General features: G+C 54.5%; 11 protein-coding genes. 10 read left to right on the forward strand and 1 reads right to left on the reverse strand.

All coding sequences use genetic code 11. The features are described from left to right. Positions 1-15 precede the first annotated feature (15 nt). From DN611_RS12490 to DN611_RS12500, 3 genes are read left to right on the forward strand one after another with little or no spacing between them, the layout of a single operon-like run. Positions 16-2721, forward strand: coding sequence for an AAA domain-containing protein (locus tag DN611_RS12490; protein WP_119311540.1), 2706 nt, complete (start codon positions 16-18; stop codon positions 2719-2721). Positions 2722-2723: 2 nt separating this feature from the next. Next, positions 2724-2930 (forward strand): DUF7695 domain-containing protein, encoded by a 207-nt coding sequence (locus DN611_RS12495; RefSeq protein WP_119311541.1) that lies wholly within the window; start codon positions 2724-2726, stop codon positions 2928-2930. 30 nt (positions 2931-2960) lie between these two features. Beyond that, positions 2961-3812 (forward strand): BRO-N domain-containing protein, encoded by an 852-nt coding sequence (locus DN611_RS12500; protein ID WP_119311542.1) that lies wholly within the window; start codon positions 2961-2963, stop codon positions 3810-3812. 88 nt (positions 3813-3900) lie between these two features. Here DN611_RS12500 and DN611_RS12505 read toward each other — a convergent pair whose 3' ends face one another. Next, positions 3901-4869: a DUF6076 domain-containing protein gene (locus DN611_RS12505; RefSeq protein ID WP_119311543.1), complete on the reverse strand. Its 969-nt coding sequence runs from the start codon at positions 4867-4869 to the stop codon at positions 3901-3903. Positions 4870-5383: 514 nt separating this feature from the next. On the opposite strand from DN611_RS12505, the gene DN611_RS12510 reads away from it, so the two are divergent. The 7 genes from DN611_RS12510 (at position 5384) to DN611_RS12540 (ending at position 12236) form a co-directional block, all read left to right on the forward strand. Continuing rightward, positions 5384-5593: a helix-turn-helix transcriptional regulator gene (locus DN611_RS12510; protein ID WP_050618000.1), complete on the forward strand. Its 210-nt coding sequence runs from the start codon at positions 5384-5386 to the stop codon at positions 5591-5593. Further along, positions 5590-6003: a helix-turn-helix domain-containing protein gene (locus DN611_RS12515; protein WP_119311544.1), complete on the forward strand. Its 414-nt coding sequence runs from the start codon at positions 5590-5592 to the stop codon at positions 6001-6003. The genes DN611_RS12510 and DN611_RS12515 overlap by 4 nt, the downstream gene beginning before the upstream one ends. A 700-nt stretch (positions 6004-6703) precedes the next feature. Beyond that, positions 6704-7117 (forward strand): hypothetical protein, encoded by a 414-nt coding sequence (locus DN611_RS12520; RefSeq protein ID WP_119311545.1) that lies wholly within the window; start codon positions 6704-6706, stop codon positions 7115-7117. Further along, the gene (gene mobP3 / locus DN611_RS12525; protein ID WP_119311546.1) at positions 7105-9072 is read left to right on the forward strand and encodes a MobP3 family relaxase; all 1968 of its coding nucleotides are present in this window, start codon (positions 7105-7107) and stop codon (positions 9070-9072) included. Before DN611_RS12520 ends, mobP3 begins: the two co-directional genes overlap by 13 nt. Before the next feature lie 117 nt (positions 9073-9189). Further along, complete coding sequence (locus DN611_RS12530) at positions 9190-9492, forward strand: hypothetical protein (RefSeq protein ID WP_119311547.1); 303 nt, start codon at positions 9190-9192, stop codon at positions 9490-9492. Continuing rightward, complete coding sequence (locus DN611_RS12535; RefSeq protein WP_119311548.1) at positions 9493-10695, forward strand: tyrosine-type recombinase/integrase; 1203 nt, start codon at positions 9493-9495, stop codon at positions 10693-10695. After that, positions 10659-12236: a tyrosine-type recombinase/integrase gene (locus DN611_RS12540; RefSeq protein WP_119311549.1), complete on the forward strand. Its 1578-nt coding sequence runs from the start codon at positions 10659-10661 to the stop codon at positions 12234-12236. The genes DN611_RS12535 and DN611_RS12540 overlap by 37 nt, the downstream gene beginning before the upstream one ends. Positions 12237-12398 lie beyond the last annotated feature (162 nt).

A 12398-nucleotide genomic window follows, 5' to 3' on the forward strand; every position in this document is an offset into this window, starting at 1 on the left:
GATGGGGAGATGCCTATGGACGCACGAAAGCACTTAATCATCATAAAAGGAAAAGACCAGACGGACTCGGTTGCGAACTTTCAGTTCCGCAACGGAAAGTGCGAGGTCGTCTATACCAGTGCGCCCAATAAGACATACAGCTTTCAGAGTAGCAATGTGGAGATCCTGCCTCTGAAAAAGAAAATTGACCCTGCGCAGGTGATTGTCACCATAAACGGGCAAACCATCAGCGAAATTGATGAGCTTCTCGACTTCGGTGGGTATTATCGTATTGTCCGCAACGGAAAGAGAGATTTATCATTCCGTAGGAGCGAAGTGCGGTTCCAGCAAAATTGCCTGACAGACGGTAAAAATCAAGAAACATTCCAATATTTCAAGGAGACTGCCGCTGCAATCAGTCTGGTGGCGGAAAACGGTATCAACATTCTAAGCATGCAGTATGACAAGATCCAGCAGGTCAGCGAGGATACCGTGTTGGCAAGCTATCTTGCACCGCAGAAAGACGTCAAAATGCCCCAGATGCCGGAGGCAGTGATCTATCCGTTTGGCCTGAACCAGAGTCAAAAGCTGGCGGTAGAACGGGCGCTTTCCTCCAAAATCAGTATCATTCAGGGGCCTCCGGGTACTGGAAAGACACAGACGATTTTGAATATCATCGCCAATGTTGTCCGCAGTGGAAAAACCGTGGCGGTTGTCTCCAACAACAATTCCGCAACGCATAATGTTGTGGAAAAGCTGGAGAAGAAAAATTCAGCTTTTCTGACTGCGTTTCTCGGCAGCCTTGCCAACAAAGAGAGGTTTCTGGATGCACAGACAGGCGCCTATCCGAATATGAGCGATTGGGAAATGCCGCCGGAGGAGCAACAGCAATTAGACCGGGAAACAACTGCGCTTTCAAAAGAGTTGAACGAAATGCTCAACGCTAAGAACCGCATTGCGGAAATTGAGCAGGAGTTCTTGCAGCTGAATCCGGAGCAGCACTATTTTGAAGAGTACTATGCGACTTACAGCGACGCGCCGATGGAGAGCCTGGACAAGCTGTCCTCGCAGAAAATCCTTGCGCTCTGGATGGAATTTGAACAGCATGCAGAGCGCGAGAGCCGCTTAGGACTTTTGCAAAAACTCTCTATCATGTTCCGATTCAACCGTAATGCGCTCAAATTGTTTATCCGCTCCCCAGAACAGGTTATTCCCTATTTGCAAAACCAATTCTATTTCGTAAAGAGGCGGGAACTGGAGGCCGAAAAGCAGGAATTGAACCGAAAGCTGGAGCGCTACGCTTTCGATGCGAAGATGGATGAGCTCACACAGAAGTCCCTGCGGCTGTTCCGGGCGGAACTGGCAACACGGTATCATTGGCGGAATAATAGACGGTGCTTTGAAAAGAATGATTTCCGCCGAAATTCTGCGGAGTTTACCCGTGAGTACCCGGTGGTACTTAGCACGACCTATTCTATCAAGGGAACGCTGAGCATTGAACATATCTATGATTACCTGATTGTGGATGAGGCCTCGCAGGTTGATCTGGCTACCGGGGTACTGGCCTTCTCCTGTGCACGGAATATCGTGATTGTTGGGGACTTGAAGCAGCTCCCTAATGTGCTGACGGAGGATGACATTCGCACCAGCGATGCCATTTGGCAAAAGTATTCCTTGGATGAGCGGTATCGCTTTTCTACGCACAGCCTGCTGTCCTCTGCATTGAAAATATGGCAGGACGCACCTGTTACGCTGCTGCGGGAACACTACCGTTGCCACCCAAAAATCATCAACTTCTGCAACCAGAAGTTCTACCACGGGCAACTGATCGTTATGACGAAGGATCATGATGAGCCGGATGTATTGACCATGTACCGGACAACTGCCGGCAACCACGCCCGTGGACATCTCAATCAGCGCCAGATCGACGTCATTCAGCGGGAGGTACTTCCGCGGCTGCATCAGCAAAATTTCCAGAGCATTGGTATTATCACACCATATCGGGATCAGGTGACAGCCATCCGCAAGCAGTTGGGAGATACTTATGAGGTGGACACCGTCCACAAGTTTCAGGGGCGAGAGCAGGATGCAATCATTCTGACTTCGGTCGACAATGTCATCACAGATTTTGTGGATGATCCCCATATGCTGAATGTGGCGGTTTCCCGCGCGGTTCATTCTCTGGCTGTGATCACATCGCAGGACCCACGCAATGACCAGACCAACTATGGTGACTTGGCCCGGTACATCGAATACAACAATTTCGAGATCATCCAGAGTCAGATATATTCTGTATTCGATATGCTCTATCAGGGTTATGCCGAGCAGCGCAGAGAATATCTGCAAAAGCATAAGCGGGTGTCTGAGTACGATTCTGAGAACCTAATGCACTCGGTAATTCAAGAGATATTGTCCGATGAGCCTTTTTCCTCTATCGGCTGTGCGGTGCATTTTTCTCTTGCCACGCTGGTGAAGGATTATGCGCCACTGACAGAGGAAGAACGCAAATATGCCCGCAATCCGCTGACACATGTGGATTTTCTACTGTTCAATCAAATGGATAAGCAACCTGTTCTGGCGATCGAAGTAGACGGCGGATCTCATAAATCCGGGAGCAAGCAGGCAGAGCGGGACGCGAAAAAGAACTCCATTCTGGATAAGTGCGCTATTCCTCTGCTGCGCCTCCGGACAGATGGCAGCGGGGAAAAAGAGAAAATCAAAAATGCGCTAAAGAGGGACTGACTATGCCGAAAATTATCAGGAACGCGATCAGATGCAAAAATTGCGGAGATATCATCGAAAGCAAAACTGTCCATGATTTTAAGTTTTGCAGTTGCGGCTCCTGCGCCGTGGACGGCGGTCACGATTACCTTCGCAGATGCGGAAACCTTGGAGATTGGGAAGAACTGTCCGAAGTGGAAAAGGTGGAAGACAACGGCGCATTGACTTGATCCTGGGTGATTAGGAATTGGGGTGATAGGATGTCTCTTAAAATTCAGCTTTTTGAAAACCAACGCATCCGCACGGCGTGGGACGAGGAAAAAGAGGAATGGTATTTTTCTATTGTTGATGTGGTTGGCGTACTGACGGACAGCGTTGATCCCCCGGCGTATTGGCGCAAACTCAAACAACGGTTGAAGGCCGAGGGCAATGAAACCGTGACAAATTGTCACGGTTTGAAAATGACGGCTCATGATGGTAAAAAACGCCTGACCGATGTGGCCGATACCGAGCAGCTCCTCCGTATCATCCAGTCCATCCCGTCACCCAAGGCGGAGCCGTTCAAACTCTGGCTGGCACAGGTCGGCCGGGAGCGCATTGAGGAAACCATTGACCCGGAACTGACCATCGAGCGGGCATTGGAAACCTACCTCAAGAAAGGCTACACCCGCGAGTGGATCAACCAGCGGCTGCAAGCCATCCAAGTTCGCAAAGAATTGACCGATGAATGGGATGCCCGCGGCGTGCAGAAGGGCGTGGAATACGCCATCCTCACCGATGAGATATCCCGTGCATGGTCGGGAATGTCCACCCGGCAGTACAAAAACCTAAAAGGTTTGAAAAAGGAAAACCTTCGTGATAACATGACCACGCTGGAGCTGGTGCTGAATATGCTGGCAGAGGCCACCACCACGGAAATTTCCAAGCAGAAGGCACCGGCAACCCTTTCGGAGAACATCGACGTGGCCCGTGCCGGTGGCAAGGTGGCTGGCGACGCACGGAAGGCCATTGAGACGCAGACCGGCGTTCCTGTCATCACTTCCAAGAACGCCGCGCAGCTCAGCGAAGTGGTTACAAATCTGCTGGAAGATGCGAGAAATAAAGAAAAATAGCATTCAGATCCCGCATGGGGCGGTTTAAAATCTGCCTCGCTATAGACAAAGAGAACCGTGTGCTGACCGCAAGGTCAGCACACGATTTTTATTTGGATTCCTTCAGCCAGACCTCCAGTTCCTTCTGAGAGATCAGGCCCTGCTCACATTTATCCTTTTCCGCTCTGGCACGTTCGCTCCAATCGTAAAACTGCTGGTCGGTGATCCGTCCGGCCTTGATCCACGCGAAGCGCCGTTTGTATTCCTTGCGGTAAGCCTTGAAAGCGTCATTGTTTGCCTGCCGGAGCGTCCACTGCTTCAGAGCACCGATGTCGCGGCAGCGCTGCTGACCTTTCGGAACAGGCCGCTCACAATATTCCGCGCTGACCCGCCCGGTCTGCGGAAACCAGCGGCCACAGTTCTTGCAGCGCCGCACAGTGATGTTCCGCTCCACGCAGCTTCGTAAAGAGTAGTCGATCATGTCCCGGATGCCGGAGGAATACAGCACCGGCGAACACCGCCCCGGCTCCACCGGCTCAAAGCTGAGGGGGATAGGGTGGAAACAAAACAGGTCGGGATCTTTCGGAGAGTCGTGAATGTAATTTTTTGCCGCCTGCGCCTGCGGCTCCCGTCCCGCGCTGTCCACATCCAGCACCAACTCAAAAAAGCGTTGGATCTGCTGCTGATACCGCGGAAGCTGTTCAGGGAGCTGGCGCAGTTCGTCCAGTATCTGCGCATCCTCCGCACTGCCTCGGTCATTTTGAATGTACATCGCTGACTGGCGGTAGCGGCAGTGAACATAGAGAAGTCGAAAATAAATGTGAATGGAGGCTAACCTCCACAGTTTTCTCTTGAAATTCTCAAGTGCGTCCCTGTCATCCTCTGCGATAAACCGGCTCCAGTTATCAGTGATGCTTTGCAGTATCGGCGTCACTTCCGCACAGTCCAGTTCCTGAAAGGCAAGCAGGCTTTCCAGAAAGGGGAACTCCTTCTGGACATCCGGAACGCCTTGCGTACCAAGGGAATCATACTGAAAAATCTCTCTGCCCTCAGAGAAGAACATTTTGGCATACCACATGACAGACCACCTCGAAATAGACAATCATAATATAGAAATAAGGACAGTCTTGACAAGGAGTGAAAAGTATGTTACCATACAAACACGGAAAGACTGTCAAAAGCAATTTACAGTTAGTCTAACACGGAGACTGCGGATTGTCAATGAAAAAGACGGTCACAAATCCGAAAAAGCACCTCGACAACTGAATACCCATCACCGGAGATGATACACGCCGGAGAAGTAACGCCAGGACGCCGCGGCAAAGCGGTCGAGCGTGCCAGGGCAGATGAAAACGCCGTGCAGGTCAAACAAGGCCGCAGGGCAGGAACGGGTACGGTGCGTGGCAGAAGATCGTTAAGAAAGGGGGAATCGGTATCTATCGTTCCTACAAAAAGGAAAACCGCTGAACTGTTGCAGCAGTCCAGCGGCGCGCCGCGTTTCGGAAAACGCAGACTCCATCTGCAAACAGTCTAACAGAGGGACCTCCGAAACGCAAGTAATTTTTCTCTGAATTCTATTGGAGGTAACGATTTTGAAAATATCAACCTATCACAGCTACGATGAATTGCCGCTGTTCCTCAACGCGGAACTGGTGGCAAAGGTGCTGGGCGTGTCCATCTCCAGTGCCTACGAGTTGATGCACGAAGAAGTATTTCCGTCTGTGCGCATCGGCAGTCGGTTCGTGGTGCCCAAGGATAAATTCCAACAGTGGGTAGAGCGGCAGACTGGAGGTGCCAGATGAGAACTTGGACAAAGCGCGACCCGGTCAAGAACTATTTTCCTCTGCCCAATGAGATCTATCAGCTGGGTCTGTCTCACAGTGCGATCGCTGTCTACGGTTACCTGCTCCGCATCGAAGACCGCAGAACCTATCAGTGCCATCCCAGCTACGCCACCATCGGCAAGGCGGTGGGCATGAGCAACAACACCGTGCGGAAGTATGTGCAGGAGTTGGAGGAACGCGGGCTCATCGTCACGGAGCGCACCAGCATTATCACGCGGGACGGGCGCAAGCAAAACGGAAGTCTGCTCTACACGATCCTGCCGATCCAGTTTTCCATCGACCAGTTTTATCAGCGGCAGATGGATGCTGTGGACAGAGCAACGGAACGGCAGCGAGTGGCAAGACGCATGGAGCGGACCGGTGTGTGAAACCGGCGAGTATCTTTCTCTGCGTGCTGTTATCATGGGCAACCAAAACCGTGAAGCCCATCAATGCGGTGAGAGAAACAGCAATGGGATCACGCAGCCCAGCGGGGCTGCGACGCCTCGGAACAGCGACGCGCATGAGCGCATCGCTGTTCCGAAGGCTCTCTGCGCTCTTCGGGAGCACACCTGACCAAGACCCGAAAGCGGCAAAGTTTGCCGTTCTGACACCCGGCCACGCAGGGTTTCCGAACCGCGCAAAACGCTCCGAGGGTAGTGATACCACCCCCCGTCCGAAATGCCCGTGTTTCGCCGTGTAAGCCGCTGTGTGCGCGGTTAGGGGCTGGGGTGGCGTATGTACCCGCCGCAGTCCCTCGAAACGAACGTTGCGGCGTTTGTGCGAGTATGATTTGGAACCGCGCTGGAGAGGACTTTCCCACGCCATATGGGACGCACCTTCAGCGTATTTCAGGCAGATCAGGCGGTTATCGGAGGGTTTTATTTATAGCAGGATAAAGGGTTGGCGTCTTAACCGACGCTCTGCCCGGTCACTTCTGCCCGCAGTGCGGGCAGTTGACGGGGGTTTCAACGCAGGCGGTTGTGGCGTCTATTCGGAAGATTTTTTGTGTAATTGGCGTCTGACGTCCGTGAAAAGCCGATGAATACAGACTTTTCGACGGCGTCTTAGTGAGAAAGAAGGCATTTTATGAGTGATAACAAGGATCGCTTGACCTACCGGCCAGAGCCGGAGACCAAGCAAAAAATAGAGCGGTGGTATCAGGAAGATAACTGCCGCAGCAAAAACGAGTTCATCGAAAAGGCGGTGAACTGCTACGCAGATATGCTGGCCGCAGGCCAAAGCACCACGCTGCCCCGTGCGGTGCAGTCTGCCATCGACGCGCGGTTGAAGATCTTCGAGGATCGCATCGCGTCGCTGCTCTACAAGCAAGCGGTGGAAATGGACATGGCGATGTCCATTCTCCTGCAAAGCCTCAACGTGAGTGAAGAAGTGCTGCGGCAGGAGCGGGCCAAGAGCATCGTTGCCGTCAAGCGCACCAACGGTCAGCTGCGGCTGGAACAAAAGCTCCGTGAGCTGGAGAGCGAATCATGGCAAGGCTGATCGTCAAAAGCCCGTACATCAAGTGCGGCGCTGGGCAAAGTGTCGGTGGGTATCTCAAGTACATCGCGACGCGGGAGCGGGTGGAGATCATCCCGGATGACCGTCCGCCCACCCAAAAGCAGACGCAGCTCATCGCAAAACTGGTGAAGGATTTCCCTGACGCAAAAGAGTTGATGGAGTACGAAGACTACCTCTCACACCCAACAAAAGCAACCGCGTCCGCACTCATCACGCTGGCGCTGGAATCGAATTGGGATCGGGTACAGGGCATGGAAGGTTACGCCAAGTACATTGCCCTGCGGCCCAGAGCGGAACGGCTGGGTGAACACGGTCTCTTCGGTGACGATGATGCCGTTGACCTCGCCGCCGTCGCGGACGAATTGGATCACTACACCGGCAATGTGTGGACGCACATCATCTCCCTCCACCGGGAGGACGCGGAGCGGTTGGGGTATAACCATGCGGACGCATGGCGCACATTACTGCGCACCCACCGCAATGATATCGCCGCGGCGATGAAGATCCCGCCGGAGGACTTTCGCTGGTACGCGGCCTTCCACGATGAGGGCAATCATCCCCACGTCCACATGATGGCGTGGTCGGCAAAGCCGAATCAGGCATACCTGTCCAAAGATGGTATCCGCCAAATCAAGTCCACGCTGACCAACCAAATTTTCCGTCAGGAGTTGCTGCACGTCTACGAGCAGAAAAGCAAATCCCGCGATGAACTGGTGGCGGAAGCACGGAAAGCCATGCTGGAGTTGGTGAAGGCCATGCAGGAGATGACCTGCATCCACCCAGAGGCGGAGCAGATGATCTGGAATCTGTCGCGGCAGCTCGGTCAGGTCAGCGGCAAGAAAACCTACGGCTATCTGCCGAAACCAATGAAGAAGCTGGTGGATGAGATCGTCGACCAGATGGCGCGGCTGCCAACCGTGGATACGTGCTACCAAACGTGGTGGGAACTGCAATGTCAGGTAGAGGATTACTACTCCGAAGATAAAAAGAGAATACGTCCACCGCTGTCTCAGCAAAAGGAGTTCCGCCAGATCAAGAACGCGGTCATTCGTGAGGCGGAGCATATTCGCATGAACAAATTTTCCTTTGAGGATGAGGAAATGCAGGATGACGGCGAACAGATCAGTACCTACGGCATGAGCTACGAGTGCCAGGATCTGCAAAGCATAGCGAACGATGACAGTTTCCCTCTGGAGGAACGGGATGAAGCTGCGGAGCAGTTGGAGCAGCTTGCGGAGGACGGTGACGCCTACGCCCAATACGTCATCGGCACGGCGTACCGTGACGGCGGACTGCTGATCCCCGACATGGTCAAAGCACAAAAGTTCTTGGAACGCGCAGCCGAGCAGGACTTGGACGTAGCACAGTACGCATTGGGCAAGCTGTATCTCTCCGACGATGCAGACGTGCACGATTCTGCCAAGGGCATCTACTGGATGAAACGCTCGGCTGACAATGGCAACGATTTCGCCGCCTACCGGCTGGGCAAGGAATATCTCAGCGGCAAAAATGTATCAAAAGACACTTCGACTGCGGCGGAATACCTGCGGCAGGCCGCGGATAACGGCAGCGCCTATGCCCAGTATCTGTTGGGAAAGCTGACCCTCATGGGCGAGGGTATTCCCAAAGACATGGACGCTGCCTACGAATGGTTCGCGGCGGCGCGGGATAACGGCCACACCTACGCGGAATTTTTCATGAAACGCATGGAGTGCGGCGAACAGGAGCCGCCCTCCGTCCTGCTGTCAGCCACCCGGCTGCTCTACCACATGGGCAATATTTTCCGGGACAACGCCCCGGCTCCCGCTGCCACCGGTGTCCAAATCGACCGCAAGCGGCTGGCGCAGATGCGGCAGAAGCGCGTCGCCCTCGGTCACAAGCCGGATGACCATGAGTTGGAACAGCAACAGGGATTTTCAATGAAATTCCATATGTGAAGGGGGGCAAGATGTTCAGTTTTTGCGCCGCAATAGTCAAAGAAACATTTCAGAAAACAGTAGCTTTGTGAGCGGAGTTGTGGTATGTGTTGTGGTTGCCAAAAAGGAGGTGCCGCAATGTATGACTACATGAAAGCCCTGCAAAAGCGTTTCGACCGTCAGTCGCATCCAGAACTGGACACCCAGATCGAACGTGCCCAGGAAGAACTGCGGCGGGACATGGACACCGCGGGGCGCAGAAAGCTGCTGCGACTGTTGGATGCGCAAAACACATTGCTGGTTGAATCCAAGCTGATGAGCTTCACGGCAGGCTTCAAGCTGGCGTGGGGCATGGCGAAAGAGCTGGAGGCAGACGGGCTCTATTCCTTCGAGCGGGAGGAAGAAGAACGCATCTGCCATCCGGCGGAACAGGAGGACTGAATGGCGAAACGAAGACCGTCCGGCGACGGCATGGTGCGCAGGCGGGAGGACGGCCGCTGGGAGGGCCGCATCGTGGTGGGCCACAAGAAAAACGGTACACCCATCTTCCAGCACACCTATGCTCATACACAAAAGGAGCTGACGGAAAAGCTCCATCAGAATATCGAACGCTATCAGGATGTGGAGCTGACCGAGGACAGCCGCATGACCTTGGGGGAGTGGCTGGACCGTTGGCTGACGGACTATAAGGAGAATACCGTCCGCCCCGGCACCCTTGCGGGGTATCGAAGCTGCATCGAAAACTACATCAAGCCGCAGCTCGGCGGCAAACAGGTGTCGCTGGTGACATCGCAGGATGTGCAGAAACTCTATCGGAGGCTGAAAGAGAATGGCCGGGTCAGGGAGCATCCGAGGTTTGGTTCCACGCTGTCGGATACCACCATCAACCGCCTCCACGCCATCTTCCATCAGGCGATGGAGGACGCCCTCCACGCGCATATCATCGCTAAAAATCCCACCGTGGGCGCAACGGTGCCAAAGGCAAGCCATGCGCCGAAACGTGTCCTGACCGACAGGGAACTGGACACCTTTCTGGACGCCGTGCGGGAAGACAAGATATGGGGTGACTTCTTCTACGTGGAGTTGACCACGGGCCTGCGGCGGGGCGAGATCTGCGGACTCATGTGGCAGGACTTTGACGCGCGGAACGGCGTTCTGCAAGTACGCCGCACCCTTCATAGCCGAAAGCTGGGGGTCAATATGCTGGGCAAGACCAAGACTCGCAGCGGTGAGCGCACCATCGTCCTGCCCCGCAGCACGGCGGAAATTCTGCGCCGCCGAAAAGAGAATGCAATCACGCAATGGGTCTTCCCAGACCCTGTCCGACCGGAGCTGCCGCTGTCTCCGAACTGCGCCTACACGCACATGAAAGCGATCTTACACAAGGCGGGACTGCCGGACATCCGCTTTCACGATCTGCGCCACACCTTCGCCACCCACGCCATCGCCAGCGGCGTGGACGCCAAAACCCTGTCTGGAATTCTGGGGCATACCAATGCCAGCTTCACGCTGGACACCTACACCCACGTCACACCGGATATGCAAAAAGCCGCCAGCGGCATCGTTGGCGGCTTCATGGAAGACTTGCTCGGAAAGGGGCTGAGACCTTGGCAAAGAAACGGAAAAGCGGAACCGGCACCGTAAGACAGCGCAGTGACGGCCGGTGGGAGGGGCGCGTTGTCATCGGTTACGATGACAGCGGCCTTCCCAAAACGAAGAATGTTCTCGCCAAAACAAAGCGGGAATGTCAGGAGAAGCTGCGGCAGCTCACTGAAAGCATGGTGGGGCGAAATGACCGAAAAGTTAAGTCGGATATGCTGTTCGGGGACTGGCTGTGCTACTGGTACGAAACCCACAGCAAGCCGACGCTCCGCGCCTCCACACAGAACAACTACGAAAACGTCATTTACAACCATGTCCTGCCGGAGATCGGGAAGATCCCGCTGAACAAATTGTCGCAGAATGATTTGCAGCAATTCTACGGGCGGCTGAAAAAGAACGGTCGCAAGCGTCTGACGGAGCAATACGGCGCGGGCCTTTCCGACCGCATGGTGCGGATGTGCCACGCGGTCTGCCGCTCCGCCTTGGAACGGGCCGTGCGGGATGACCTGCTCCGTACAAACCCGGCCATCGGCTGCAAGCTGCCGCCGAAAAAAGCAAAGGAAATGCAGGTGCTGGATCGGGAGGAATTGCAGAAATTTCTCATTCAGGCGCAGGCGGACGGGTACTACGAGCTGTTCCTGCTGGATCTCTGCACCGGTCTGCGGCGGGGTGAATTGATAGCGCTTCAATGGGAGGATCTGAACTTTGAAACCGGCGTGCTGACCGTCAACAAGCAGGCGTACACGGTAAACGGCGAATTGCAGATCATCCCACCGAAAACAAAAGCGTCCGTTCGAAAACTGGTGCTGCCGCCTGCGGTGCTGGCCGTTCTGCGGGAGTACCGCAAGAAGGTGGATTCCCGCTGGATGTTCCCATCACCGGTGAAGGCGGATCGGCCGATCACGCCCGGCGTGGCGCGCAGACGGCTTCAGACGATACTGGAGCGGGCAGACTGCAAGCGTGTCAGATTTCATGATCTGCGGCACACCTTCGCGACGCTGGCGCTGGAAAACGGCATGGATGTGAAAACCCTCTCAGCCATGCTGGGCCATGTGTCCGCGGTGACAACGCTGGACATCTACACCCACATCACCGGCGATATGCAGCGCGCAGCCGCCGCCAGCATCGACCGGAGCATCGGCAAGGCAGAACTGCGGGAAGAAGTGGAGCCGGAACGGAAAGGCATCGTGGACTTCCAGCCCTATGTGGGGAAGAAAAGGAAACCGGGCACTGGCTGCGTCAGCGAACTCAATGACCACCTGTTTGAGGGACGTTATTCTCCTATATGGCCGGACGGGACGCAACATTCCCGCAACGTCTACGCCCATACCCGCGAGGAGTGCGAGGAAAAACTCAAGGCGCTGATCACGGAGATGAACGAGGAACGCAAAAATCTCAAGGAGCAGCTTGCGGGCATCGCCCCGCCGGAAAAGCTGACAAAAAAACAGCGCAAGCTGTGGGACTATATGCGCCTCCACCCGGAGGTCACAGAGTTCTCGACCATCGCCAAACGAACCGGACTGGCGAGAAATACGGTGAAGAAGTATTATGAAATGATAGCGGCAATGTTGGGGAGAAAATAGTAATAAGTATTTTCTGTCACTTAGTATAAGATATACCCAAGGATGCGCGGAGCCACTTCATCACCGGAGATGGTACGGTATTTTAAGGTTGTCTGTTCGGTGAGGGGCGTGTTATAACGGGGTAATGCTATGCTGCGCAGAAAGAAACCCAATAACTACGGC

It is taken from the genome of Oscillibacter sp. PEA192, from assembly GCF_003574015.1.
Lineage (GTDB): Bacteria > Bacillota > Clostridia > Oscillospirales > Oscillospiraceae > Oscillibacter > Oscillibacter welbionis.

Bases quoted from the DNA above. Each gene is read 5' to 3' on its own strand.
- DN611_RS12530 (WP_119311547.1), top strand. From the start codon at position 9,190: ATGTATGACTACATGAAAGCCCTGCAAAAGCGTTTCGACCGTCAGTCG.
- DN611_RS12515 (WP_119311544.1), top strand. From the start codon at position 5,590: ATGAGAACTTGGACAAAGCGCGACCCGGTCAAGAACTATTTTCCTCTG.
- DN611_RS12505 (WP_119311543.1), bottom strand. From the start codon at position 4,869: ATGTGGTATGCCAAAATGTTCTTCTCTGAGGGCAGAGAGATTTTTCAG.
- DN611_RS12535 (WP_119311548.1), top strand. From the start codon at position 9,493: ATGGCGAAACGAAGACCGTCCGGCGACGGCATGGTGCGCAGGCGGGAG.
- DN611_RS12495 (WP_119311541.1), top strand. From the start codon at position 2,724: ATGCCGAAAATTATCAGGAACGCGATCAGATGCAAAAATTGCGGAGAT.
- DN611_RS12520 (WP_119311545.1), top strand. From the start codon at position 6,704: ATGAGTGATAACAAGGATCGCTTGACCTACCGGCCAGAGCCGGAGACC.
- DN611_RS12490 (WP_119311540.1), top strand. From the start codon at position 16: ATGGACGCACGAAAGCACTTAATCATCATAAAAGGAAAAGACCAGACG.
- DN611_RS12500 (WP_119311542.1), top strand. From the start codon at position 2,961: ATGTCTCTTAAAATTCAGCTTTTTGAAAACCAACGCATCCGCACGGCG.
- mobP3 (WP_119311546.1), top strand. From the start codon at position 7,105: ATGGCAAGGCTGATCGTCAAAAGCCCGTACATCAAGTGCGGCGCTGGG.